The sequence below is a fragment of the Streptomyces sp. NPDC096205 genome, from assembly GCF_044763135.1.
GTDB lineage: Bacteria > Actinomycetota > Actinomycetes > Streptomycetales > Streptomycetaceae > Streptomyces.
Genome location: NZ_JBIWFS010000005.1, coordinates 395,920 through 419,594, shown reverse-complemented (window position 1 = coordinate 419,594; position 23,675 = coordinate 395,920). Strand labels below are relative to the sequence as shown.

Sequence of the window (23,675 nt, the reverse complement as noted above, 5' to 3'; positions counted from 1 at the left end):
CCTCTCAGCGGAGCAGATAGGGCATGTTGACCGTGACGGCTCCGGTGGGACAGCGGGCCGCGCACGGGCCGCAGTACCAGCACTCGTCGACGTGCATGTACGCCTTGCCGTTGGTCTCGTCGATGGCGAGCGAGTCCAGCGGGCACATGTCCACACAGAGCGTGCAGCCGTCGATGCACTTCGACTCGTCGATGGTCACGGGCACGTCGGCACGCTGGGGCACCAAGGGCATGGCTGTCTCCGGGAAGGTCGTGCGGTGGGGAGCGGGTGGTGGTGTCTACAGGGAGCGGTGCAGCAGTCCGCTCATCGTGATGCGGTCGCCGCGGAACCGGATGAACTCCAGGTCGACCGGGCGGCCGTCCGCGAGGTGCGTGAGCCGTTCCAGCATCAGGACGGCCGCACCGCGGGGGGCTTGCAGGACGCCGGCGGAGTGCGCGTCCGCGTTCACCGCCTCCAAGGTGATCTCGGCATGGCCCAGCCGCCTGCCGGTGACGGCCTCCAGCAGGCGGAAGACATCGGTGTTCTCCAGGTCGGCGCCGAGCAGAGCGGTGCCGATGTCGAGGGGGATGTAGGTCAGGTCCAGGGAAAGGGGGAGGCCGTTCAGGCGGCGCAGGCGTTCGATGTACAGGACGTCGGCGCCGGGCGGGACCCTGAGGCGCTCGGCCACGGGAGCGGGTGCCGGGGCCGGTCCCATGGTGCGCACCTCATTGGTGACCCGGCCGTGCTCGCGCAGCGTCTCCGCGAGACCCATCAGCCGGTCGAGCCCGTGCGGGTACTTCTCGGCCACCACCACTGTGCCGACCCCGGGAAGACGCTCCACCAGCCCCTCCGCGCGCAGCAGGTCCAGCGCCTGACGCACGGTGTTGCGAGAGGCCCGGTAGTCGGCGGCGAGGACCGATTCGTGCGGCAGCGCCCCGGCGGGAAAGCCCCCGCTCAGTACCTGGTGACGCAGCAGGTCCGCGAGCTGCCGTGCCTGGTCCGCACGCAGCCGACGCCGCGTGCGCTGCGCCGCGACGGTGGGCGCGCCTTGTCCGGCGTGGTCCCGGATGCGGTCGGTGGGTGGCATGGCTGGAACCATAGCTATCCGGTAGGGATAGTGGTGTTGCTGGAGTGTTGCGCCACTTGACGGGGCGGTGGATGGGGGGCTGACCTGGGGTTTTGGGTGGGGGAGGGGGAGATCTGCCAGGAAGGCCGGCAAGACATGGTGAGGGGCGGTCCTGACGCTCCGCGTCACTCCGTCACAGGCACGCACTCCGTGAGCAGGTCGACGATGTCGCGCCAGGCCCGCTGTGCGTGTTGCGGGTGGTGGCCGACGCCGGGGAGCACGGCGTGCTCGACCGACGGGTGATGGAAGGCGTGCAGGGCTCCGCCGTAGACCGTGAGGCGCCAGTCGACTCCGGCGGTCTGCATCTCCGTGGCGAACGCGTCCCGTTGCTCGGCGGGCATGATCGGGTCCTCCGATCCGACCCCGGCCCACACAGGGCAGCGGATGCGTGCCGCCTCGCCCGGTCGCCCTGTGGCGAGTGCGTTGACCGTCCCGATGGCGCGCAGATCGACGCCGGCGCGGCCGAGTTCGAGCACGATCGCGCCCCCGGTGCCGTAGCCGATGCCGGCGATCCGGTCCGGGTCGGTCCGCGGTTGCGCGCGCAGCACATCGAGCGCCGCACGGCCGATGCCCCGCATCCGGTCGGGGTCGGCGAGCAGGGGAGTCACATACGCCAGCATCTCCTGTGGGTCGGTGAACCAGCGCCCGCCGTTGATGTCGAAGGCCAGCGCGACGTATCCCAGTTCGGCGAGGGCGTCGGCCCTGCGGCGCTGGAAGTCGTTCAGGCCCGGACCTTCGGGCCCGATCAGGACGGCGGGCCGGCGGTCGTCACCGGCGGGCAGCGCGAGGTGCCCGACCATCGTGAGGCCGTCTGCCGGGTATGCGACTGTGCGTGTGGTGACCTTCGTCATGCGTCCGGACTGTAGTGATGGTCGAGCCCGGTCGGGCCGGGACTTAGCCATCGGCAGAACCCTTCCGCTGTCGGCCGATCGTGGTACGTCACGCAGGAAGCGGTTCCGCAACTCGTGGCAGTGGGACAGGCACTGCATGCCAGGATCCGCTGAAGTGTGGCAGGTGGTGGCGCGGAGCAGGATCGCCGCGCTGAAGGATCTGGCTGCGGCGATCGAGGGAGAACCAGCAGCAGGCAAGGACGCCCGCGAGCTGCTCTCGCGGGCGCACATGCATCTCGCCGAGGCCGAGGGTGTGGTCGAGGCAGGGCGCCGGCCGGCGGCCGAGACGTCGGCGCACACGGATGCCGCGGAGGTCCTGCTCCTTCGGGTGGCCAGCGATGAGCAGTTCGCCGACTACCTGCCCGAGATCGCTCACCGGGTGCGCACCAAGCTTCCGCCCGCTGATCCACGCCGGGAACGGTTCAACGAAGCACTGCACAGAAGCCGCCTCGACGACCAGTGGGACGACCTCCTGGACCAGCGGCTGAGGGAGGTGGAGGCGAATGTCACCGCGACGGTCGGCGATCTCGTGCAGGACAGGATTCGCCGGAACCTGCGCGGGCCGGCAGCCGCGGCCCTCGTGGGCGCCATCACCACCGCTGTCGGCGTCGGCGTGCAGCGCTCCCTGCGGGGGCCGGAGATCATCGCGTTCAGTGGCTTCGTCGAGGTGACCCTGCACCACCCGGACGGGTCGAGCGCGGAGGCCGGCCACGCCGGGCCGACGCTCGCACCCGACAGCGACTACACCCTGCGCGTTCGAGTGAGCACGGAGGAACCCGCGCATGTCCGGGGTGGGTGGCCGTCTACCAGCACACGCGACTGGTCCACGTCGTTCGATTCCGTCTCCTCATCGGCGCCGAGGCATGAGCGCGCCCGCGCCCACCGGGCCCTCGGTGTCGCTGGAAGTCCGCTCCAGGGCGGAACCGATGCTCTTCCTGCGCAGCAGTCTCGGTGGTGAATATCGTGAGATCGGCGAATTTCTGCTGAGGCCCGGCGCGCTGCCGGAGACACGCACGCGGCTCCAAGTGGCCGTGAATCGGTTGCGCAGAAGCCTGCGGTTCGCGCTGGAGCCCGGATGGGACGACGTCGAAGCCGGTCTGTCCGGGTTGTACGAGGCCGGTCTGGGGGCCCTCGGCGCCTTGTTCGGTGGGCAGATGCCGGAGTTCGTGACAACCATGCAGCAACTCATGCCGGCCGCCGGCGTGGACCTGGAGGACGTCCCCAGCATTCAATTCCACTGCGACAAAGACGCTGTGTTTCCCATCGAACTCCTTCCGGTCTTCCGGCTCATGGAACCGCGGCCGCCCATCGTGAACGACCAGTCGCTCGACGAAAACGTCGGGAGATACCTGGGGTTCGCCACGAACGTACGCCGCCACATCAGAGGCGCACCCGTCACAGCCCCGCCGGTTTGCCGGCGAGGTGACCTCAAGGTCAGCTGCCTGCCGAACGAGTCAGGTCTGAAGGTGGCGCTCTTCCACGAGGCCTCACTGACCGAAACGGCGGCGGAGAAACTGGACCTGCAACGCCACGGGTCCCGGCTGAGTCTGCTCGGACCCTGGCCGTCCGGCGACGTCGGCAGTCTGGAGAAGATCATTGCCGAGATCCTGAGGGAGAGCTGCCCGCCCGGTCAGTTGGATGCTCATGTACTGCACTTCGCCTGCCACTGTATGAGCGACGTGGAATCCCCGGCGGACATCACGATCCGGCTGAGGGGCACGCAGACGGACCGCATCGAGGTGACCCTCGGAAATCTTGAGGCGAGATCCGCGATCCTCAGCCTGATGCGAAACGCAGGAGCGGCATCGGCAGCGCCGATCCTTCCCCTGGTGTTCCTCAACGCCTGCTCCAGCGCCGTCGTGGAGCCCCTCACCGGAGCCTCACTCCCCAACTTCTTCCAGGACCAGGGATACATCGGCTTCATCGGGACGGAGGCACCTGTGCCCGACGCGGTGGCGGCGGCCTTCTCCAAGGAGTTCTACCGGTGCTTCCTGGCGGGACAGTCACTCGGTGAGGCCCTCAGAAACAGCAGGAGAGCCTTGCTGTATCAGTACAAGAATCCGCTCGGGCTCATCTATGTGGCCTATGCCGACGGTGACATCCGTGTGGCCCAACCAGTGTCGGAGGAGATCCCAGGGTGACCGACGAAGAAGGCATCTCAGTCCTCGGTGCCGCCGGAGAAGAGCGGTCCTTCAGGTGGCGCGGTGATGTGGAACTGGTGCGGGAGAAAGTCCCGGTCAGTGTTCTGAGGGATCAGATCAACGCGTTTGTGGAAGCCCTGGGGGAAACGCTCTCACGGGCCGAGGAAAGGATCGGGAACTACCGCCTGGAGCAGGTCGAGGTGGCGGTGGAGATCAACGCGAAGGGCACCGTGAGCCTCCTGGGGAGCGGAGGGGAAGTCGGCGGCAGTGGTGGGATGACGTTCACCTTTGTCCGCCAGGTGCCTGCCACATCGGCGTAGCCGGGCAGGTCCCCGCTGCCGTTGACCTTCTTGTACGACGGGCGACCGCGTTGTTGGTTAGGCTGGCGAGCAGACACTGATTTCGATGCCCGTGACCAGGGCGACGGACGATATGACGGGGGCGCGTTGGGGGAGTGGCGCCGGCACAAGCCGCAAGTCCCCCCGGTGTTCCCCCGGTCGCTGCGCGCGTCCCTCGGCCTGATCGGGGCGCTCGCCGCACTGCTGGTCGTGGTACTCGGCGTCGTGTACGCCGGCCACGGCGAGCCCGGCAGGGTGGACAGGTGGATCCAGGAGCCGACGGCGGACAGTGTGGGGCCGCCGTGGCGGGGTGTCGCGTTGGGTACGGACTTCCTGGGGGAGCCCGTGGGAGCGGCGGTGCTGGTCGCGGGTGTCGTGATGGGCTGTCTGCTGCTTCGGTGGCCTCGAGCGGCGGTGTCAGGGGTCGCCGGGCCAGGCCTGGCCGTGGGGGCGACCACGGTGCTCAAGCACCTGGTGGGACGCACCATCCACGGCGACGACAACCTCTCCTATCCAAGCGGGCACACCGCGTTCGCCACCGCGCTCGCCCTCGTGGTGGCGCTGCTCGCGACCGGCCGGCTCGGTCTCGGCAGGGCGGCCGGCACGCTTCTCGTGCTGGGTGCGGCGGTGGCTGCCGGTGCCGCCATGGGCTGGGCGCAGGTCGCTCTGGGCGCGCACTATCCGACCGACGTCCTGGGCGGCTGGTGTACCGCGCTGGCGTTGGTTCCCGTGACGGCCTGGCTCGTCGACCGGGTGGCCGACGGCCGTCTGCGCAAGCCCCGCTGACCTCACCTCACCTCACCTCATGCCAGGCGGCGGAACACCGGCTTCACCGGGCGTCCGGCCAGCCAAGGGGCCGGGTCACCGGCGTCCAGTGCCTTGCGGTACACGGCACACGCCTGCGCGACCACGTCGACGGTGAGCTCGATGTCGGCGTCGCCGAGGGCGCTGCTCACCACGAACGACGGGGCCAGCACCCCGCCCGCGAGGAGCCGGCGCAGGAACAGGGTGCGGTACTCCTGCGACGGCTGCAGGTTCTCGTCGAGGGTGGCGAAGACCAGGTTGCTGGCCCGGCCCCGGACGACGACATGGTCGCCGACGCCCATGCTCGCCGCGGCGTCGCGGACACCGGCGGCCAACCGCTCGCCGAGGGCGTGCAGCCGGGCGGTGATGCCCTCCTCGACGTACGCGGTCTGCACGGCCATCGCGGCTGCCAGGGAGTGCGTCTCCGCGCCGTGCGTGGTGGAGAGGAGGAACACCCGGTCGTCCGAGTGACGCAGCCCGCCCCGCTCCATCAGGTCGCGGCGGCCCGCCAGCGCGGAGACGGCGAACCCGTTGCCGAGCGCCTTGCCGAACGTGGAGAGGTCGGGGACGACGCCGTACAGGCCCTGGGCGCCCGCCTCGGACCAGCGGAAGCCGGTGATCATCTCGTCGAAGACCAGGACGCAGCCATGCTGGTCCGCGAGTTCGCGCAGCCCCGCGAGGTAGCCGGGCGGCGGCTCGGTGTGGGTGGCGGGTTCGAGGATCAGGCAGGCGATCTCGCCCTGGTAGCGGGTGAGCAGCTCCTCCGTGGCGGGCAGATCTCCGTACGGGAACGTCACCGTCAGGTCCGTGGCCGGGATTCCCGCCGACATCGGTGTCGTGCCGATGAACCAGTCGTCGACCGAGAAGAACGGGTGGTCGGCGCAGAGCGCCACCCGGGTGCGTCCCGTGGCCGCGCGGGCCAGGCGTACCGCCGCCGTCGTGGCGTCGGAGCCGTTCTTCGCGAACTTCACCATCTCGGCGGTCGGCACGGTGGCCAGGAAGCGTTCCGCGGCTTCCAACTCCACGATGGACGGCCGGACGAAGTTGCTGCCGCGGTCGATCTCCCGTCGCACCGCCTCGGTCACGCGCGGGTGGGCATGGCCGAGGCTGACCGAGCGCAGGCCGGAGCCGTACTCGATGTAGCGGTTGCCGTCGACGTCCCAGACGTGGGCGCCGCGGCCGTGGCTGATGACCGGGGCCAGGTTCTCGGGGTACTGGTCGTCGCCCTTGGCGTAGGTGTGCGCGCCCCCGGGGATCAGGGCGTGCAGCCGCTCGTTCGCCAGCCGGGACCGGGGCAGTTGGAACTCTTCGCCTGAGTAGTCCACGCCGACTCACCTCTCCAATTGCTTCAGAACCTGAGCGAGGCCCGGTGCCTCCCGGTCCCGCTGGGACATCGATGTGACCGGCAGCGGCCAGGCGATGGCGAGCTCCGGGTCGTCGAAGGCGATCGTCACGTCCTCGGCCGGATCGTGCGGGCGGTCGATCCGGTACGACGTGTCGGCGGTGTCGGTCAGCGCCTGGAAGCCGTGCGCGCACCCCGCCGGGATGTAGAGGCTCAGCTGCGTCTCGTCGGACAGCTCGAAGGAGGCCCAGCCCAGGTAGGTCGGCGAGTCCGGCCGCAGGTCCACGACGACGTCGAAGATCTTCCCGTACGAGCACCGCACCAGCTTGGCCTCGCCTGCGCCGGAGCGCAGATGCAGGCCGCGCAGCACGCCCCGGACCGAGCGGGAGACGCTGTCCTGGACGAAGGCGTCCGGGTCGAGGCCTACCGAGCGGACCACGTCGGCGTCGAAGGTGCGGCAGAAGAAGCCGCGTTCGTCGGCGTACGGCGTCGGCCGGAACAGGTACGCCCCGGCGATCTCCGGGACTTCGGTCGCTTTCATGGAGTCTCCCGCAGGGCGTGGGCTCGGGTACGGTCGGTCGCCGGATACAGGACGGCTGTCAACGCGGCGAACTGGTCCTGGAGTTGCCGCACAGCGGCCAGGTTCCGCTCGGTGAGGGTCCGCCGCAGGTCGGCCGATCGCCGCTCCAGCTCCCGGAACTGCTCCAGCAGCCGGTCGGCGTCGACCTCGCGGGCCGGGTGGCAGTATGCGCCGAGGCCCATCCGGTCCATGAGCGCGTCGCTCTTCCTCGCGTAGCTGACCGCGAGCGTCGGAGTGCCGGCCTTCAGCGCGCAGATCAGGTTGTGGTAGCGGATCGCCACCACGGTGTCGGCCGCCGCCGTCTCCTTCATCAGGTCGGCCAGCGAGGCCGCCTCGGCGGCGGTGACCAGGGCTGAGTCCACCGCGTCGAGGATCGCGGCGACCACCGCCGCGTCGACCTGGTCGCCGGTGAGCAGCCGGACCGGCCGGCCGTCCTCGACCAGCGCGCGGACGAACCGGATCGTCCCGTCGAGGTAGCGCCGGTGGATCTCCTCGGCCCGCGCGCGGTCGTCGTTGCCGCCGTGGAAGTCCATGACGCCGACGCAGACCTGGCCCGGCGGCCCGGAGGGGGCGCTCGCCTGCGGTGCCGGCAGGGAGAACGCCAGGTCCGGGTAGACCTCGTCGCGCGCGGTGTCGACGCCCATCTCCCGCAGCGCGTCGCGGGACGGGGCGTCCCGGTACGACCGGTACGCGGCCAGCCGCGCCGACCAGCGCACCAGGGCCCGGGTCGGCCGGTTGCCGATCGGGGCGGCGCCGACACCGACCAGCGCGACCCGCGTGCCGAACAGCCGGCCACTCGCGCACAGCAGGAACAGCGCGTACGGGAAACCCCACGGCCGCAGCGGCAGCGTGGCCTCCAGGACGCCCATGCCCGGCACGATCACCACGTCGTGCCGGCGCACCCAGGCAGCGGTGCGGAACGCGTCGACGAGTTTGCCCAGACCCTTGCCCGCGATCGCGCCGGCTCGCGAGGCGGTCCGGTACTCGCCGCGGTACCAGTGCATCCGTGTCGCGGGGATGCCGTACCGGGCCGTGACGACCTCGGGTCCGCCGCACAGCGCGTCGACGACCGCCTCCGGGTGGGCGTCGCGGAGGTACCCGAGGACGGCTTCGAGCGACCCGTCGTTGCCGAGGTTGCCCGAGCCCAGCAGCCCGAACACCCCGACGCGGACGCCGCTCACGCCTGCCTCCCCTCACGGCCGGCTACCAGGGCGTCGACGGAGACGGTGAGCTCGGCCGGGTCGACCGGGGCGCGGTCCTCGACCCGCTCACCGGCGCCCGGCCGGACCCGGCTGGTCATCCACGCGGCCAGGTGGCGGTAGCACGCGCGCCGGTCGGCGGGGGACAGCGGCGCCCGCCGGACCGCCGAGACGAACCCCCAGACGTACTCGGCGAGCAGCCGGGGCGTCGGATGCAGCGCGCCCGCCCGGCGCGGGTCCAGGTTGACGCACCGGGAACGCTTGGACGGGTTCGCGCGCTCGGCGCGGGTCGGGTGGTCGCGGCGGAAGTACAGCAGCTCCGGCACCTGGTGGAAGGGCCCGTGCAGGACGATCTCGGCGACGTACGTGCGGTCCGCGTGGTGGTAGCTGTCCATCGGCTTCACCCGGCGCAGCACGTCGGCCCGGATCACCCCGTAGAAGTCGTCCCCGCCGGGCTCGAACAGCAGGCTGCGGAAGCGCTCCGGCGCGTGCGGCGAGCCGGTGGCGAGCGTGTACTCGTACGGCACCTTCACCTGGCCGTCGCCGTCGATGACGGCCTGGTCGGCGTGCGCGAGGATCACGTCCGGCCGCTCGTCCAGCGCCTCGACGCAGCGCCGCAGCAGGTCCCGGGCGTACAGGTCGTCGTGCGAGGCCCACTTGAACAGCTCGCCGCGGCTCTCGGTGAACACGTAGTTGTGGTTCGGGGTGGCGCCGATGTTGCGGGGCAGCCTGATGTACCGGATGCGCGCGTCCTGCGCGGCGTACTTGCGGCAGATCTCCTCGGTCCCGTCGGTCGAGGCGTTGTCGGAGACGACCAGCTCGAAGTCCTCGTACGTCTGGCCGAGCAGGGCGTCGAGCGACTCGGCCAGGTACTCCTCGCCGTTGTACACGGGCAGGCCGATGCTCAGCCTGGGATGGGCGGTCATGGGGTCCTCACTTCGGGGATGGAGTTCTGGCGGTGCTCGCGCAGGGCGGACCGCAACTGCAGCCACCACACGGCCGAGCCGCCGACGGTCGCGGCGGCGACGCCCCAGGCCGAGCCGACCGTGCCGGCGACGGCCGCCCCGCCGAGCCCGCCGCCGACGTAAGCGACGGAGGCGAACAGTTGGGAGCGCAGACTGCGCCGGGCCGCGCCCAGCGCGCGCAGCCCGGCCGCCGCGCCGGTGCCGAGGCCGGCGCCCGCGACACCGAGGGTGACCGGCATGATGAGCTGCGAGGCGGAGTGCCAGACGCCGCCGAGCACCAGCTCGCCGAGCCGGTCCGGCATCAGCAGCAGCGCCCCGCCCCAGAGCAGCGCGGCGCCGGCCTGCCCGCCGCCCAGCAGGAGGCAGAACGCGCCGAGGCGGTGCGGGGCCTGCCGCAGCACCCTTGCCGCCTCCGGGACGGTGACCAGCGAAAGGCCCATCAGCACGGCGAGGAACGGGCCGAGCAGCAGCTCGGCGCCGCGCACCGCGCCCACGGCGCCGACCCCGACGATCGCACCGAGCCCGTACGCCCGCAGCTGGCTCGCGCCGCTGAGGCACGTGTTCTCGACCAGGTACCGGTAGCCGAGGTCGCGCTGTTCGCGCAGCCATCCGCGCGCCCCGGCCGGCCGGGGCCGGATGCCCGACTGGACGCAGCCGTACGCCGCGGCCACCGTGGCGGACGCGCCCCAGGCGAGCACGAAGGCGGCCACGCTGCCCACGTGGGCCGCCACGACCAGGGCCGGGACGAGCGCGACGCCCCACACGACGTCGTTGACGAACGCCTTCCGCCCGGCGCCGGCGGCGAAGAACGAGAACCGCCAGGCGTCCTGGAGCAGCAGCCCCGGCAGCATGACGCCGAGGCAGACGAACGCGGGCCCCACCCGGCCGCCGAGGGCCGGCCCGGCCACCAGGCAGGCCGCGCCGATGGCAACCCCGACACCGAGTGCGGTACCCGAGGACCGGGCCACCGCCCCGCGCCAGGACGCGTCCGGCACGCCGCTGAAGCGCACCACGAGCGGGTCGGTGGCCAGCCCGCGGGAGACGTTGAGCACCACGCCGTAGGTCACCCAGGCGAGGCTGAACACGCCGAACGCGGCCAGTCCGAGCGAGCGGGCCACATAGATCCCCACCGCGAAGTTGGTCATGCTGGAGACCGCCTGGTCGGCCAGTCCCCAGGACAGCCGGCCCACGAGGGCCCGCTGGGCGGACCCGGCCGGTGGCGCCGTTGCCGGCGGCTTCTCCTCCTCGGTGGTCATCGGCGTCAGGCCTTGATCAGTTCCGCGCCGCGCAGGGCGTCGGCCGCCGCGGCGACCGTGTCGAACGGCAGCCCGGACCGCTCGGCGACCTCCAGCAGACTGTGCTCTCCGTCGGAGAGGCTGAGCACCCAGAGCATGGCCATCTGGGCCTGCTGGGTGTCGCTGCGCCCGCCGAGCGCGTCGTACAGCCCGCGCCGGCCGAGCTGCGGTTCGCCGTACGGGCTGAGGTTGACGTACCGCCGGTTGCGGTCGAGGACGGCGAACGCCTCGCGGCAGACGGCGAGGGTGTCCGCCATCGCCTCGGGGGAGACGAAGTACAGGTCGTCCGCCGAGGTGTGGTACTCGGGGTAACCGGCGTACGGGGTCCGGCTGAGGGAGCCCACGCCGAGGTCGAACCCCGGCGAGCAGAACTGCCGCTCGTCATAGCCGTACGGAGTGAACTCGGTGATCCGGTGCGGGCGTTCGGAGTCGGTCAGCACGTGCCGCATCACCTGGTCGATCTCGGCGTCGCCGCGCCTGCTGCGCTTGTACGTCAAGGAGCCCGGGTCGCCCGCGCAGGCCAGCACAAGCCCGTGCTTGACCCGCTCCACCCGCTCCGCGTTGCGGGCCAGCCAGGTGATCGCCCCGATGGTGCCGGGCGCGAACAGGAACCGGTAGGTGTAGTACGGCGTCCGCTCCGCCAGTGCCCGGGCCAGGAAGGTCGCCACTGCGATGCCGGCCAGGTTGTCGTTGGCCAGCGACGGGTGGCAGACATGGCAGGAGACGATCACCTCGTCGCTGACCTGCCCGGGGACCACGTGCTCGGCGTAGGTGAGATGGCCGTCGGCGAGCGTGGAGTCGATGCGCACCTCGTACTCGCCGTCCGGCAGCGCGCCCAGGGTCTCCTGGGCCAGGCAGAACCCCCACTCGGGCTTGTAGTAGCTCGTGCGGTACGGCACCCAGGACGGGTGGTCCGGCAGGGTGTGCAGGTGTGCGCGCAGCTCGGACAGGGGCATGGTCGCCGACACCGGCACGCTGTAGCCGAGCACATGCAGGCTGGACGCGGCGAAGTCGACGACCCGGCGGCCGGTGGAGTCCGCGATGTACGCGTCGCGGATGTTCCACTCCTGCGGCACCGTCCAGTCGAGCACCTGAGTCCCGGTGGGCACCTCGTGCACCTGGAGCGGGACGTACTCGCCGACGATGTCCAAGGTGGCGCGCACCCCGTCGCCGGTGATGCTGCGGCACAGCGGGTACAGCCGCTCCACCAGCGCGTACATCTGCCCGCCGAAGCCGTCCGTGGTCACCGGCGCCACCGCAGGGTGTCATCGACCGCGCCGGCCTCGGACGCCGCGCGCAGCACGGCGAGGCGGGTGAAGCGCTGTGTGAAGTCCTCGCGGGTCAGCCCGTGTTCGCGGTAGGCGTCGGCGAGTTCGAGCGCGCCCTGCTTCACCGTCCACTCGCAGTCGAAGCCGGGCACCGCGGCGCGGAACCGGGAGAAGTCCACCCGGTACGACCGCGGATCGGCCCCCGTCTCCCCGGTGATCACCACCTCGGAGCCGGCCACCGCCTCGGCGACCTGCCCGGCGATCTCGGCGACCGTCACGTTGTTGGTCTCGCTGCCGATGTTGAACGCCCGGTCGTGCACCGCTTCCCGCGGCGCGACCAGCGCCGCCGCAAAGGCCCGTGCGATGTCGGCGGCGTGCACCAGCGGCCGCCACGGCGTGCCGTCGGAGAGCACCAGCACCTCACCGGACAGCAGCGCGTGACCCACCAGGTTGTTCAGCACGATGTCGGCGCGCAGCCGGGGCGAGTAGCCGAAGGCGGTGGCGTTGCGCATGTACACCGGGCTGAAGTCGCCGTCGGACAGCGCGTGCAGGTCGTCCTCCACCCGCACCTTGGACTCCGCGTACGGCGTCACCGGGCGCAGCGGGGCGTCCTCGGTCACCAGGTCGTCACCGCCTGCGGCACCGTAGACCGAGCACGTCGAGGCGTACAGGAAGCGCTGCACTCCGGCGTCGCGGGCCAGCCGGGCCAGCCGTACGGACGCGTGGTGGTTGATGTCGTAGGTGAGCTCGGGTGCGAGTGAGCCCAGCGGGTCGTTGGACAGCGCCGCCAGGTGGATCACGGCGTCGACCCCGGCCACGTGTTCGGCCGTGACGTCGCGCAGGTCCACCCGGTGGCCGGGCGGGTCCGCGGGCCGCGGGCCCAGCACGCAGTCGGCGAACAGGCCGGCGTCGAGACCGACGACCTCGTGTCCGGCGGCCTTGAGGACCGGGGCCATGACGGTGCCCAGGTAGCCCTGGTGTCCGGTCAGCAGTACGCGCAAGGTTCATCCCCCCAGAGTGAGCGTGAGTTTGGTGACGGCGAACGCCTCGGCGTAGCGCGCGTGACATTCGATGCCGCGGATCCGCGCGAGACCGAGGAAGGCCTCCCGGTCGTACCAGGGCCGGTGCCGCTGCGAGGCGTAGTGCTCCTGCAGCAGCCGCACCTTCTCCTCGGCGATCTCCGGCGACAGCGGTTGATACGCGGTCGGACGGCCGAGATCTCCGTCCCACTTGACGATCTCGTAGCCGAGCACGAGGTGGTCGCGGAACGCGGTGGGTATCAGCTGCGCCAGGCCGCGGTGGTCCTGGTGCGCGTCGTCGGTGCGCGGGGCGAGGATCAGATCCGGCTCGGTCCGCTCGCGCAGCTCCTCGACGGCGGCCTTGGCCTCGTCCCAGTGCACCGGCATCCGGCCGTCCGGCAGCTTGAGCACGGTCAGCCGCAGGTCGGCGCCCGGGCAGAACGCGTCGAGCGCGGCCTGCTCCTCCTGCTCCCGCTCGCTGCCGCCACCGGAGAGCACCAGCGCGTCGACGCGGATGCCCGGCCGCGCGTGGCACAGCGTCAGCAGGGTGCCGCCGGCGCCGATGGCGATGTCGTCGCAGTGCGCGCCCACCGCGACGACCCGGTCCAGGCGCCCGGCGCCGAGCCGGATCACGCCCTCGCTCCCGCACGGTCGTGCTCCCACACGGCCCACGGGCGGTCGCCCCGCGCGTAGGCGTCGTCGAGCGCGGCCCGTTCCTTCACGGTGTCGGTCGGCTTCCAGAAGCCGCGGTGCTGGTACGCCACCAGCCGCCCGCGCTTGGCGAGTTCGCCGCATCCGTCGGCGACCAGGTCCCCGTTCTCCGGGATGTGGTCGAAGATCTCCTGGCGCAGCACGAAGTAGCCGCCGTTCTCCCACAGCGGCAGTTCGCTCACCGCGGTGATGCCCCCCACCAGGCCGTCGTCGCCCAGGTCCACGCAGTGGAACGACGACTGCGGCGGCACCACCATCATCGACGCACCGGCGTCGCGCCGGGCGAACCGGTCGATCATCTCCGGCAGCGGGGCGTCGGTGAGCACGTCGGCGTAGTTGGCGAGGAACATCTCGTCGCCGTCCAGATGGTGCCGCACCCGGCGCAGCCGCTCACCGATCGGCGACTCGATGCCGGTCTGCACGAACGTGATCGTCCAGGAGGCGATGTCGGTGGACAACAGCTCGGTCCGCCCGCCCCGCAGCACGAAGTCGTTGGACGTCGTCTCCTCGTAGTTGAGGAAGAAGTCCTTGATGTGGTGCGCCCCGTACCCGAGACACAGGATGAACTCCGTGTGCCCGAAGTGCGCGTAGTAGCGCATGACGTGCCAGATCAGCGGCCTCGGGCCGACCATCGCCATCGGCTTGGGCACGTCGTCGGAGGCGCCGTTGCGCATCCGCATCCCGTAACCGCCGCAGAACAGAACGACCTTCACGACTCGACCTCGACAATGCTCAGTTCCGGAATGGGGAAGACCAGCCGGCCGCCCCAGTCGTGCACGAAGGACAACTGCTCGACCAGCTCCGCCCGCAGGTTCCACGGCAGGACGAGCACGTAGTCCGGCTTGTCGGCGGCGATCTGCTCGGGCGGCAGGATCGGGATGCGGGTGCCCGGGGTGTACCGGCCGTGCTTGTACGGGTTGCGGTCGACCGTGTACGCGAGCAGGTCGGGCCGGATGCCGCAGTGGTTGAGCAGGGTGTTGCCCTTGCCGGGGGCGCCGTAGCCGACGACCGTCTCGCCGCGCTCGGCCGCCTCGATGAGGAACTTGAGCAGGTCCCGGCGCACCTTGGCCACCCGGGCGGAGAACTCGGTGTACCCGGCCAGCTCCTGCAGTCCGGCGGCCTTCTCCCGGTCCAGTACGTCGGCCACCCGCTGCGTCGGCTCGCCCGCCACCTCGGCCGGCCGGGCCCACAACCGGATGGAGCCGCCGTGCGTGGGCAGCAGCTCGACGTCCACGAGCGCGAGTCCGCCGCTGGCCAGCGCCCGGATCGCGGACGCGACCGTGTAGTACTGGAAGTGCTCGTGGTAGATCGTGTCGTACTGGTTCTCCTCGATCAGCGTCAGCAGGTGCTGCACCTCGATGGAGACCCAGCCGTCGTCGGCGACCAGGGCGCGCAGCCCCTGGGTGAACCCGACCACGTCGGGGATGTGCGCGTACACGTTGTTGGCCACGACCAGGTCCGCCGGACCGTGCTCGGCACGGACGGCCGCGCCGGTGTCCGGGCTCAGGAACTCCGTGACCGTGGGCACACCCGCGTCCCGCGCGGCGGCGCCGACGTTCACGGACGGCTCGATGCCCAGGCAGCGGATCCCTCGGTCCACCACATGCCTCAGCAGGTAGCCGTCGTTGCTCGCGACCTCGACCACGAAGGCGTCGCTGTCGAGCCCGAGGCGCCGCACGGCGCCGGCGACGAACGTGCGCGCGTGCTCCACCCACGAGGTCGAGAAGGAGGAGAAGTACGCGTACTCCTTGAACGTCTCCTCCGGCGTGATCAGCGGTGGGATCTGCGCGAGCCAGCAGTCGGTGCAGACCCGCAGATGCAGCGGGTAGGCCGGCTCCGGCCGGTCCAGTTGGTCCGCGGCGAGAAAGCTCTCACATGGCGGTGTCGCCCCGAGGTCGACGACGCTCGCCATCGCCTCCGAGCCGCAGAGTCGGCATCGTGTCATCTACTGCCCCCCATTGATTCCGTCCGAGCCGCGATCGCGGTGCGGTACTCCTCCACCAGGCGCTCCAGCCCGACAGCCGGGCTGAAACCCTGTTCGTAACGGAGCCGGGCCGCCTGGCCCATCTCCCGGCCCAGGTCCGGCTCGGCCGCGATCCGGCGTATGCGGGACGCGAGCGAGGCGGAATCGCCCGGCGTGTGCAGCAGCCCGGTCACCCCGTCCTCGACGAGCTCGACGAAGGCCCCGTGACCGGCGGCGACGGCCGGGACCCCCGCCGCCATCGCCTCCACGACCACCAGGCCGAACGCCTCCAGCCAGGTCGAGGGAGCCACCACGGCGACCGACCGCGCGATGGCCTCACGGCACTGTGCCGGGTCCAGCAGGCCGACGCAGCGCACGTCGTCCCGGCCGTCCGCCCAGGCGGCCACCTCTCGCTCCAACGGCCCCGCGCCGGCGATCACGAGCGGCACGCCCACACCGCCGTCGGCGGCGATCTCGTCCCACGCGGCCATGAGCAGCCGTACGCCCTTGGCCTCGGCGAGCCGGCCGAGGTAGAGCAGTTGCTCACCCGTGCCGACTCGGCGAGTGTCCGGGTCGGGCACGAAGTTGTGCTTCACCGCCAGGCGTTCGGCCGGCATGCCGGACCGCACCAGGACGTCGCGCTGGGCCGCGGAGATGCAGAGGAACCGCTCCACGCCGGACCACCACCGCCGCCGGTTGACCGACAGGCTGACCGCGAGCGGCACCGACGCCAGGCGGGAGCCGCGGTAGCAGCCGTGCCGGACCGCGGGCAGCGGCGTCGACCCCACGCACTCGGTGCACGGCCGGCCGTCCCGCTGCAGCGTGCCGGGCGGGCAGACCTGGGTGTAGTTGTGCAGCGTGGCCACGGCGGGCACCCCGGCGTCGGCGCAGGCGGCCAGCACCGCGGGCGACAGCAGCGGGAACACGTTGTGGACGTGCACCACGTCCGGCCGCTCGGCGCGCAGCCGGGCGGCGAGCTCCGTGCGGACCGCAGGGTTCCACGGCACGAGCAGAGGCACGGCCACCTTGCCGAGCAGGGACCGGGCGGCGATGTCGTCGCTGCGCCGCTCGAACACCTCGACCCGGTGGCCGGCCGCACGCAGCAGCGCCACCTCCTGGTCGACGACCTTGTTCTCCCCGCTCGGCTGCGCCGAGGCGTAGCGGTTGTGCACCACGAGGACGTGCATGCTCAGGTCACCTCCGTTCTGGCCCATCGAGGGACACGTCGTCGAGGCACAGCGGGCGCCGGAAGGGGAGGGGCCGCGGCAGGTGCCGCCAGCAGCGAGGCCGCCACGGCGAGATGCAGCAGATAGGGCGAGGCGTCGCCGAGTCCGGCCTCGGTGTACGACGCGATCGCGCAGTAGCTGATCAGGAAGATTGCGCAGGCCCTGGACAGCGAAGGCGGCCGCAGCAACGCGACACCACCCAGCACGATGACGACCGCCGCCACCAGCGCGACGCCGGTCATCCCCTGCTCGTGGTAGACGGCCAGCCAGCTGTTGTCGATCGGCAGCCCCCCGAACGACTTGTCGCCCAGGCCCACGCCGAACAACTGCTCCGAGGTCGTCCGGGGTGCCGCCAGCAGGGCGTCCCAGACCTTCGCCCGACCGGTGAGGCTGGTGAAGTTCTCCTTGCTCTGCCCGCGCAGGAACCACGCCTGGAGCGCGGAGCCCAGCCCCACCGCGGCCACGGCGGCGCACAGCACCGCCCAGGCGAAGAACCGGCGGGCGGCGGCGCTCGTCAGGATGAGTGAGCCGATCGCCAGCACCAGCCCGACGAGCAGGCCGAGCGTGGCCGTCCGCGTATGGGTCAGCGCGAGCAGGACGAGCGACGGCACGACGACCACCGCCGCGCTCACCCGGTCGGTGCGGCGGCCCATCAGAAGCAGCACGGTGAGCCCGATGATCACCGCGGCGTACTGCCCGATCTGCGGCGGGGTGAGCGGCCACAACGCGCCGACCAGCCGTCCGCCGTAGAGGTCGGGCAGGGCCGCGCCCGGGGAGACGACCAGACCGGCGGCCACCGAGCCGAGCACCGCGAAGTACATCCGGATGTGGTGCCGGACGAACGTCGCACCGCCGTCCCACCAGCGGCTGAGCAGCCACAGCGTGCCGACGAAGAGAGCCAGCCGGGCGCAGCGGAACAGCGCGCCGAACCCGGACTCCAGATGCACGCTGGAGATCACGCTCGGCACCAGCAGCAGAGTGAGCAGCAGCAGAAAGGCGCTGGCCCGGATACGCAGCCGCAGATTGAGCGCGAGCGCCAGCGCGAACGCGGCGACCAGCGCGCCCATGGTGACCATCTGGATGAGGGAACGGGGCAGCGGGACGATGGTCTTCGCCCCGGCGGAGCCGAGCGTGTTGAGGACCAGCAGCCCCCAGACCGTCCCGACGCTCTTCGGCGTGCGGTCCTCGCCCATCTCAACCACCGTCCCGTGCGCGGAAGACACTGCCCGCGTCCTGCCGGTACGGCGCGCCCTGCCACTGCCAGGAGTCGAGCAGCCGGCCCGGGTCGTGGGCGACGAAGCTCCACGGTCCGAGGTAGACGTTGTCGTGCCAGCGGTTGTGCTGCGCCCGCGTGATCGCCTCGGCCACCCGCTCGCCCTGGTACGGCGACCAGTCCGGATAGGTGCCGTAGTTGGCCAGCACCGCCATACGGTCGCACTTCACCGTGCAGTCGAGGACGGACTTGTCCAGCACGAAGCGGTTGTCGTGGATGTCCACCCGCTGGGTCTTCCACCGGCAGTCGGCGTACAGCGGGGCACGGGCGATCGCCGGCCGGGCGCAGCGGCCGGTGTCCTTCACCAGCAACGTGCAGGCGCCGGAGGAGGTGTTGGCCGGGCTGTTGCAGAACCGGTCGGCGTTCTCCCACAGGGTGATCCCGGACCAGTTGTTCTCCAGCACGTTCCGGTAGATCTCGATCTTGTCCGTACGGGCCCGGATCCGCGGTTCGCCGCCGGACTCGGACACATAGATGGTCGCGAACGGGAAGGTGTCGCCGCTGTCGGCGTACCTGCGGCCCTCGACCCAGTTGTTCCGCCGGATCGTGTTCTTCCGGATGACCGCGTTGTAGCTGGTCTCGTAGATCAGCGCGGCACCGTCGTTGTCCTCGAGCAGGTTGTCCTCGATGCGGAAGTCGTTGTTGTTGGTGTCCGCCCACAACCCCGCTCCGCGGTTGTCGTGCACCCAGTTGCGGCGTACGTCGGCGCCGTCCACGGCCCAGAACTTGACGCCTCCGGCGCAGCCGCAGCCCGGCCGCCGCCGCTCCCAGTCGTCCGTGTTGTTGCCCACGATCTCGTTGCCCTCGACCACCAGACCGCTGATACGGCCGGTGGCCTTGTACGCGTTCATGCCGTACTGGCCGTTGCCGCGCAGGCAGTTGGCGCGCACCTGCTGGCCGGCACCGGCCATCAGTCCGGCGCCGGAGTTCTGCTGGATCGTCGTGTGCTCGATCGCCCACCCGTCGGCCGAGTCATGGTTGACCACGCCCTCGTCGTGCGGGGCGACGAACCCCTGCACGGTCAGGTGGCGGACGGTGACGCCCCGGGCGGTGCCGCCGAACGCGTACTGGTTGGTCCTGCGGCCGTCGAACACCGCGCCCGGCGCGCCGAGATAGCTGTTCCCCTCCTTGGGGATGACCTGGGCGTAGCGGTCCGGCGCGAGCGTGTGCCTGCCCGGCCGCAGCCAGAACGTGGTGTGCGGAGGGCTGTTCCGGGTCTTCGCCGCCAGGTCCCCGACCACCGCGGGGTCGACCGTCACCGCGCCCGCCGGCGCCTTCACCGGCCCGGCGGCGGGCTTGCCGCACACCCGGGCCACGGACGTGGAGTGCGCGGCGGTCGGCTCCGGCTGTGCGTCCGGCGTGCCCTCACAGCCGGTCGCCGCCAGCAGGGCCAGCGCCAGCGGTGCCGCCGGCAGCACCCGGTGCCGCCACTTGATCCCCACGCGCCCCCCTAGCCGCGGAACTTCAGTACGGTGCTGAACGCCGCCGCGCCGTCGGCGAAGCCGGTGCCGATCAGCGTGGTGGCGGGTTCCTTGCGGCCGAAGCCGGGGGAGTACCAGCCCAGCGGCGGGTCGCTCTCGCCACGGTGCGCACGCCAGCTCAGCTGCCCGGGCAGGTCGAGCACCGCGGAGCGGTCCTCGCCGTCGCGGGTCCAGGTGAGCTCGGCCCGGCTGTCCACCAGGTCCACGGCGATCGCCGGGCCGAGGTGGAACACCAGTTGCACGGCGGCCCGGCGCGGGCCGCGTACCTCGTCGACCACTCTCAGCTCCTGGCTTCCGGTCGCCAGCTCCACCCGGCGGCGGTGCACGGACGGCCGGTAGCCGTCGTGCTCGGCGCACCAGCGGGCGGCGCCCTCGTCCGCGACCAGCACACGGCTGCGGGCCTGCCGGGTCCACAGGAACGGGCCGCCGGAGACGGACTGGTCACTGCCGTCCAGTCGCAGGGTGTTGTGGCCGAGGGTCGACCGGAAGTACTGCCGCCACTCGGGCTGCCCGTGGTAGCAGTACGTCCCCGGGTCCGCGAGCACGTCGACGCCGTCGTGCCGGACCTCCACGGACAGCGCGTCCGCGTGGGCGTGCGCGGCGATGGACAGGAACCCGTGCGGACCGCCGTCGCAGCGGCACCAGATCTCGCCCGGACCGCGCAGGATCGTCATGCCCGCGTCGGCGAAGTGCGCCGGCCGGCTCGCCGGGCGGGCCACGGACAGTTCGGTGGGCTTGATCAGCGCGGCCAGCAGCGGGGTGCGGACATCGGTGCCGGGCACCTGCGGCCACCAGGCGAGCCGGCCGAACACGGCGTCACCGGTGGCCAGCAGCGAGCCCCAGCGGTCGGTGCCCGCGCCGTCCACGACCAGACCGTGTCCGTCGTCCGCGTCCCCCTGGCGTGGCGGCCGCAGCCGGCTGTCCACCACGGCCGCGAGCGCGTCGGTCATCCGCAGCAGCACCAGCCGGACCGACGCGGGGACCGGCGCGCCCGCCGCATCCGCCTCGGCCACCGCGGCCAGGCCCAGCTCCAGCACCAGTCCGTGATACTCGGATGCCAGCTCACGGTTGAGGCCTGAGGGGAAGGTGTTGCCGCGCAGATGCCGCTCCAGCGACCGCAGCGCGTCGGCCCGCCAGCGCGCCGAGGAGGGGAACCACCCGAACGCGCAGGCCGCGGCCAACTGCCCGGCGGCCTCGGCGACGACGTGGTTGTTGGCCGAGGACCCCCGGCTGGGGAAGGCAGCCAGCCAGCGCTGGTGGTGCCAGATCTGGTTCCGCGCCACCGGGTTGCCCTCGAACAGTCCGGCCGCGCCCGGCCAGCCGTCGAGCAGCCGGCGGACCCACACCCAGGACAGCAGCCGGATGCCCAGCTCGATGCCGCTGGTCCAGTGCACCCCGCGCAGCGGCGGGTTGGCCGTCCACCACGACCGCAGATGCCCGGCGACGCGCTCGGCGTACCGCTCGTCCCCGGTGACCGCGTAGGCGGCGGCGAGCACGGTGAGGTACTGATGCCGGGACAGCTCCCAGATCTGCTTGATGTCCCCGACCGCGTCCTCGTCGCGGTACGGCACGTCGAAGGCGTAGCCCGCCGGAGCCCGGCGCCCGGTCTTCGGGTCGTACCACCAGTCCGGGTCGGCCAGGTCGTCGCGCTCCACGCCGAAGTACTCGGCGTGCCCGGCCATCAGCCGGTCCGCCTCGGCGACCAGACGCTTCGCGGCGTCCGGCGCCACCCCGTCGAGCGTCCCCGCGGGCAGTACGGCGGTGAAGCGGGCGCCGGTCACGCTCGGGCAGGCCGGCGGCGCCGACCGCCAGCGCCGCCTGCGCACCGTGTCGCCCACCCGGCCCGCGACCTCCTGCGGTCCCATCCGGGACAGCCGCCGCAGGTACCAGCCCGCGTCCATGGTCATCGGGCCCTCGCCAGCGTCACCGGCGCCCCGCTCGCCAGGCCGGCCTGCACGGCGAGGGTGGCCGCCGTGGTGGCGACCAGAGACTCCAGCGGCACCGGCATGGGCCCGCCGGTCCGCACCGCCCTGATGAACGCGGCCAGTTCGGCGTTCTGGCCCTTGTCCCGGGCCTTGGGAAGCCGGGAACTGACCCACCGCTTACGGCCGTACACCGAGGCGCGGACGAAGTCGTCGAGCCGCAGCACCCTGCCGTCCGCGATGAGGTCCAGCGTCTCCTTGGGGAAGCCGGGCGCACCGGTGGTGACGTAGCTGATGGTGGCGGTGGACCCGTCCGGGTAGCGCAGCACGACCTGGAGGTCCTCGTTGCCGGGCGTGGTGATCGCGTACACCGACACCGGGTCCGCGTCGAGCAGCCAGCTCGCCGTGTCGATGAAGTGCCCGCCCTCGCCGGCGAACCGCGAGCCCTGGGTGCCCTGTTGGAGGTACCAGCTGCCGTGCTCCAGCCTGCCCGCGTTGACCAGGTAGCGCAGGCTCGCAGGACCGGTCCGGGTGCCGAACTGCTTCCTGGCCTCCTGCAGCAGTGGCGCGAACCGGCGGTTGAAGCCCACCTGCAGCCGGTCGTTGCCGGACTTCTCCACCGCAGCGAGCACGCCGGCCAGCTCGTCCTCGGTGAGCGCCAGGGGCTTCTCCACGAACACGGCCTTGTCGGCCAGCAGCGCCTTCTGCGTCAGTTCGGCGTGCGAGCTGTGCCGGGTGACCACGAACACCGCGTCGATGGACGGGTCACCGAGGACGGCGTCGAGATCGGTGGTCGCCTCGGCGAAGCCGAACTTGCGCTGCGCGTTGGCCGCGGACAGCGCCGTCGTGGTGACGACCGTCGCCAGCTCCACGCCGTCGCGCTGCGCCAGGTGCGGCAGCAGCATCGACGTCGCGTAGTTGCCCGCGCCGACGAACGCCACCCTCACCGGAGTCCTGGTGGCCCGGGCCGGACTCGGCTTCCCGTTCACCGCGGGCACGGCCACCGCCGGGGCTACCGCCTCCACCTCCGCTTCGGGGTAACGGAACAGCGCGGTCACGGCCTTCAACTCGCCGTCCTTCAGGCGCTGGTACGTCTCTACGGCGTCGTCGAAGTCGGCGACATGGGAGATCAGGGGTTCGACGTCGACGCTGCCGCGGGCGACGAGATCGAGGAAGCACGCCAGGTTGCGGCGCTCGGTCCACCGCACGTAGCCGATCGGGTAGTCGCGCCCCTCCAGCTCGTACGAAGGGTCGTAGCGCCCGGGCCCGTACGAACGCGAGAACCGGACGTCGAGCTCCTTCTCGTAGTACGCGTTCCACGGCAGGTCCAGGCGGCACTTGCCGATGTCGACGACCCGGCCGCGGTCCCGGCTCAGCCGCGCGGCCAGCTCGACAGGCTGGTTGCTGCCGCCGCCGGCGGCCAGGTAGACCTGGTCCACGCCGTGGCCGCCGGTGAGTTCGGCGACGGCGTTCTCCACGGCCGCGGAGGCCGGATCGCCGCAGGCCGCCGCGCCCAGGCGCTCGGCGAGCTCGCAGCGCGCCGGGTCGGGGTCGGCGCCGACGACGCGGACCCCCGAGGCGGCGAGGAGCTGCACCACCAGCTGCCCGATCAGCCCGAGACCGACCACCAGCGCCACTTCGCCGAGCTGCGGCTCACCCTGGCGGACGCCCTGCAGCGCGATCGACCCGACGGTACCGAAGGCCGCGTGCCGCGGCGCGAGGCCGTCCGGCACCGGGGCGTAGAGGTTCTTCGGCACCCAGTTCAGCTCGGCGTGCAGCGCGTGCTCGTTGCCGGCGCAGGCCACGAGGTCACCGACCGCCACATCGTCGATCCCGGCGCCGACCTCCTCGACCACCCCGCACAGCGAGTAGCCCAGCGGCGTGTAGGAGTCCAGCTTGCCCATCACCTTGCGGTAGGTGGCGGGCACCCCGTTGGCGGCCACGCTCTGCACGACCTTGGCCACCTGGTCCGGCCGGGAGCGGGCCTTGCCCAGCATCGACATGCCGGCCTCGGACACCTTCATCAGCTCGGTCCCGGTGGAGATCAGCGAGTAGGCGCTCCGGACCAGCACACCCCCCGCCTTGCACCCCGGCACCGGCACGTCGAGCAGCGCCAGTTCGCCGCTCTTGTAGTTCTGCACAACCTGTTTCAC

General features: G+C 71.8%; 22 protein-coding genes. 4 read left to right on the top strand and 18 right to left on the bottom strand.

The features are described 5' to 3' along the window. Positions 1 to 4: 4 nt before the first annotated feature. From ACIQ6Y_RS21075 to ACIQ6Y_RS21065, 3 genes are all read right to left on the bottom strand, one after another. Positions 5 to 232 carry a ferredoxin family protein gene (locus ACIQ6Y_RS21075; protein ID WP_351802318.1) on the bottom strand — a complete coding sequence of 76 codons (228 nt, stop codon included), beginning with the start codon at positions 230 to 232 and terminating at the stop codon, positions 5 to 7. A 45-nt stretch (positions 233 to 277) separates the two neighbouring features. Further along, positions 278 to 1,066 carry a GntR family transcriptional regulator gene (locus ACIQ6Y_RS21070; protein ID WP_404041028.1) on the bottom strand — a complete coding sequence of 263 codons (789 nt, stop codon included), beginning with the start codon at positions 1,064 to 1,066 and terminating at the stop codon, positions 278 to 280. Positions 1,067 to 1,230: 164 nt separating this feature from the next. Further along, positions 1,231 to 1,956 (bottom strand): dienelactone hydrolase family protein, encoded by a 726-nt coding sequence (locus ACIQ6Y_RS21065; RefSeq protein ID WP_404041025.1) that lies wholly within the window; start codon positions 1,954 to 1,956, stop codon positions 1,231 to 1,233. Between ACIQ6Y_RS21065 and ACIQ6Y_RS21060 the strand changes: the two genes are divergently transcribed. The 4 genes from ACIQ6Y_RS21060 (at position 1,943) to ACIQ6Y_RS21045 (ending at position 5,260) form a co-directional block, all read left to right on the top strand. Then, complete coding sequence (locus ACIQ6Y_RS21060) at positions 1,943 to 2,953, top strand: hypothetical protein (RefSeq protein WP_404041022.1); 1,011 nt, start codon at positions 1,943 to 1,945, stop codon at positions 2,951 to 2,953. The two genes, ACIQ6Y_RS21065 and ACIQ6Y_RS21060, sit on opposite strands and share 14 nt — an antisense overlap. After that, positions 2,922 to 4,136, top strand: coding sequence for a CHAT domain-containing protein (locus tag ACIQ6Y_RS21055; RefSeq protein ID WP_404041019.1), 1,215 nt, complete (start codon positions 2,922 to 2,924; stop codon positions 4,134 to 4,136). The genes ACIQ6Y_RS21060 and ACIQ6Y_RS21055 overlap by 32 nt, the downstream gene beginning before the upstream one ends. Continuing rightward, complete coding sequence (locus tag ACIQ6Y_RS21050) at positions 4,133 to 4,456, top strand: hypothetical protein (protein WP_404041017.1); 324 nt, start codon at positions 4,133 to 4,135, stop codon at positions 4,454 to 4,456. The genes ACIQ6Y_RS21055 and ACIQ6Y_RS21050 overlap by 4 nt, the downstream gene beginning before the upstream one ends. 165 nt (positions 4,457 to 4,621) lie before the next feature. Next, positions 4,622 to 5,260, top strand: a complete 639-nt coding sequence (locus tag ACIQ6Y_RS21045; RefSeq protein WP_404041014.1) for a phosphatase PAP2 family protein — start codon at positions 4,622 to 4,624, stop codon at positions 5,258 to 5,260. A 17-nt stretch (positions 5,261 to 5,277) separates the two neighbouring features. Here the strand turns inward: ACIQ6Y_RS21045 and ACIQ6Y_RS21040 are convergent, their stop codons facing one another. The 15 genes from ACIQ6Y_RS21040 to ACIQ6Y_RS20970 are packed head-to-tail and all read right to left on the bottom strand — an operon-like array spanning position 5,278 to position 23,675. Further along, positions 5,278 to 6,603, bottom strand: a complete 1,326-nt coding sequence (locus ACIQ6Y_RS21040) for a glutamate-1-semialdehyde 2,1-aminomutase (protein WP_404041011.1) — start codon at positions 6,601 to 6,603, stop codon at positions 5,278 to 5,280. Between the two features lie 6 nt (positions 6,604 to 6,609). Continuing rightward, complete coding sequence (gene rfbC, locus ACIQ6Y_RS21035; protein ID WP_404041008.1) at positions 6,610 to 7,161, bottom strand: dTDP-4-dehydrorhamnose 3,5-epimerase; 552 nt, start codon at positions 7,159 to 7,161, stop codon at positions 6,610 to 6,612. Further along, positions 7,158 to 8,381, bottom strand: coding sequence for a polysaccharide pyruvyl transferase family protein (locus tag ACIQ6Y_RS21030; RefSeq protein WP_404041005.1), 1,224 nt, complete (start codon positions 8,379 to 8,381; stop codon positions 7,158 to 7,160). Before ACIQ6Y_RS21030 ends, rfbC begins: the two co-directional genes overlap by 4 nt. After that, a complete protein-coding gene (locus ACIQ6Y_RS21025; RefSeq protein ID WP_404041003.1) occupies positions 8,378 to 9,325 on the bottom strand; it encodes a glycosyltransferase family 2 protein in 948 nt (315 codons plus the stop codon). Before ACIQ6Y_RS21025 ends, ACIQ6Y_RS21030 begins: the two co-directional genes overlap by 4 nt. Continuing rightward, complete coding sequence (locus ACIQ6Y_RS21020) at positions 9,322 to 10,620, bottom strand: hypothetical protein (RefSeq protein ID WP_404041000.1); 1,299 nt, start codon at positions 10,618 to 10,620, stop codon at positions 9,322 to 9,324. Before ACIQ6Y_RS21020 ends, ACIQ6Y_RS21025 begins: the two co-directional genes overlap by 4 nt. Before the next feature lie 5 nt (positions 10,621 to 10,625). Further along, on the bottom strand, positions 10,626 to 11,915 hold the full coding sequence (locus ACIQ6Y_RS21015; protein ID WP_404040997.1) for a DUF4910 domain-containing protein: 1,290 nt from the start codon (positions 11,913 to 11,915) through the stop codon (positions 10,626 to 10,628). Next, positions 11,903 to 12,928, bottom strand: coding sequence for an NAD-dependent epimerase/dehydratase family protein (locus ACIQ6Y_RS21010; RefSeq protein ID WP_404040994.1), 1,026 nt, complete (start codon positions 12,926 to 12,928; stop codon positions 11,903 to 11,905). Before ACIQ6Y_RS21010 ends, ACIQ6Y_RS21015 begins: the two co-directional genes overlap by 13 nt. A gap of 3 nt (positions 12,929 to 12,931) precedes the next feature. Beyond that, positions 12,932 to 13,579 carry a PIG-L deacetylase family protein gene (locus ACIQ6Y_RS21005; RefSeq protein WP_404040992.1) on the bottom strand — a complete coding sequence of 216 codons (648 nt, stop codon included), beginning with the start codon at positions 13,577 to 13,579 and terminating at the stop codon, positions 12,932 to 12,934. Continuing rightward, positions 13,576 to 14,370, bottom strand: a complete 795-nt coding sequence (locus ACIQ6Y_RS21000) for a glucose-1-phosphate cytidylyltransferase (RefSeq protein WP_404040989.1) — start codon at positions 14,368 to 14,370, stop codon at positions 13,576 to 13,578. The genes ACIQ6Y_RS21005 and ACIQ6Y_RS21000 overlap by 4 nt, the downstream gene beginning before the upstream one ends. Beyond that, on the bottom strand, positions 14,367 to 15,602 hold the full coding sequence (locus ACIQ6Y_RS20995) for a methyltransferase domain-containing protein (protein WP_404040986.1): 1,236 nt from the start codon (positions 15,600 to 15,602) through the stop codon (positions 14,367 to 14,369). Before ACIQ6Y_RS20995 ends, ACIQ6Y_RS21000 begins: the two co-directional genes overlap by 4 nt. Next, positions 15,599 to 16,807 (bottom strand): glycosyltransferase, encoded by a 1,209-nt coding sequence (locus ACIQ6Y_RS20990; protein WP_404040984.1) that lies wholly within the window; start codon positions 16,805 to 16,807, stop codon positions 15,599 to 15,601. The genes ACIQ6Y_RS20995 and ACIQ6Y_RS20990 overlap by 4 nt, the downstream gene beginning before the upstream one ends. 2 nt (positions 16,808 to 16,809) lie before the next feature. Continuing rightward, positions 16,810 to 18,039 (bottom strand): O-antigen ligase domain-containing protein, encoded by a 1,230-nt coding sequence (locus ACIQ6Y_RS20985; RefSeq protein ID WP_404040981.1) that lies wholly within the window; start codon positions 18,037 to 18,039, stop codon positions 16,810 to 16,812. A 1-nt stretch (position 18,040) separates the two neighbouring features. Further along, on the bottom strand, positions 18,041 to 19,561 hold the full coding sequence (locus ACIQ6Y_RS20980; RefSeq protein WP_404040978.1) for a right-handed parallel beta-helix repeat-containing protein: 1,521 nt from the start codon (positions 19,559 to 19,561) through the stop codon (positions 18,041 to 18,043). A gap of 8 nt (positions 19,562 to 19,569) precedes the next feature. Then, positions 19,570 to 21,507, bottom strand: a complete 1,938-nt coding sequence (locus ACIQ6Y_RS20975) for an alginate lyase family protein (protein WP_404040975.1) — start codon at positions 21,505 to 21,507, stop codon at positions 19,570 to 19,572. After that, positions 21,504 to 23,675, bottom strand: a complete 2,172-nt coding sequence (locus ACIQ6Y_RS20970; RefSeq protein WP_404040972.1) for a bi-domain-containing oxidoreductase — start codon at positions 23,673 to 23,675, stop codon at positions 21,504 to 21,506. The genes ACIQ6Y_RS20975 and ACIQ6Y_RS20970 overlap by 4 nt, the downstream gene beginning before the upstream one ends.

Coding starts and splice junctions, on each gene's coding strand:
- ACIQ6Y_RS21065 (WP_404041025.1), bottom strand. CDS start 1,956: ATGACGAAGGTCACCACACGCACAGTCGCATACCCGGCAGACGGCCTC.
- rfbC (WP_404041008.1), bottom strand. CDS start 7,161: ATGAAAGCGACCGAAGTCCCGGAGATCGCCGGGGCGTACCTGTTCCGG.
- ACIQ6Y_RS21075 (WP_351802318.1), bottom strand. CDS start 232: ATGCCCTTGGTGCCCCAGCGTGCCGACGTGCCCGTGACCATCGACGAG.
- ACIQ6Y_RS20975 (WP_404040975.1), bottom strand. CDS start 21,507: ATGACCATGGACGCGGGCTGGTACCTGCGGCGGCTGTCCCGGATGGGA.
- ACIQ6Y_RS21070 (WP_404041028.1), bottom strand. CDS start 1,066: ATGCCACCCACCGACCGCATCCGGGACCACGCCGGACAAGGCGCGCCC.
- ACIQ6Y_RS20990 (WP_404040984.1), bottom strand. CDS start 16,807: ATGCACGTCCTCGTGGTGCACAACCGCTACGCCTCGGCGCAGCCGAGC.
- ACIQ6Y_RS20985 (WP_404040981.1), bottom strand. CDS start 18,039: ATGGGCGAGGACCGCACGCCGAAGAGCGTCGGGACGGTCTGGGGGCTG.
- ACIQ6Y_RS21020 (WP_404041000.1), bottom strand. CDS start 10,620: ATGACCACCGAGGAGGAGAAGCCGCCGGCAACGGCGCCACCGGCCGGG.
- ACIQ6Y_RS20995 (WP_404040986.1), bottom strand. CDS start 15,602: ATGACACGATGCCGACTCTGCGGCTCGGAGGCGATGGCGAGCGTCGTC.
- ACIQ6Y_RS21055 (WP_404041019.1), top strand. CDS start 2,922: ATGCTCTTCCTGCGCAGCAGTCTCGGTGGTGAATATCGTGAGATCGGC.
- ACIQ6Y_RS21025 (WP_404041003.1), bottom strand. CDS start 9,325: ATGACCGCCCATCCCAGGCTGAGCATCGGCCTGCCCGTGTACAACGGC.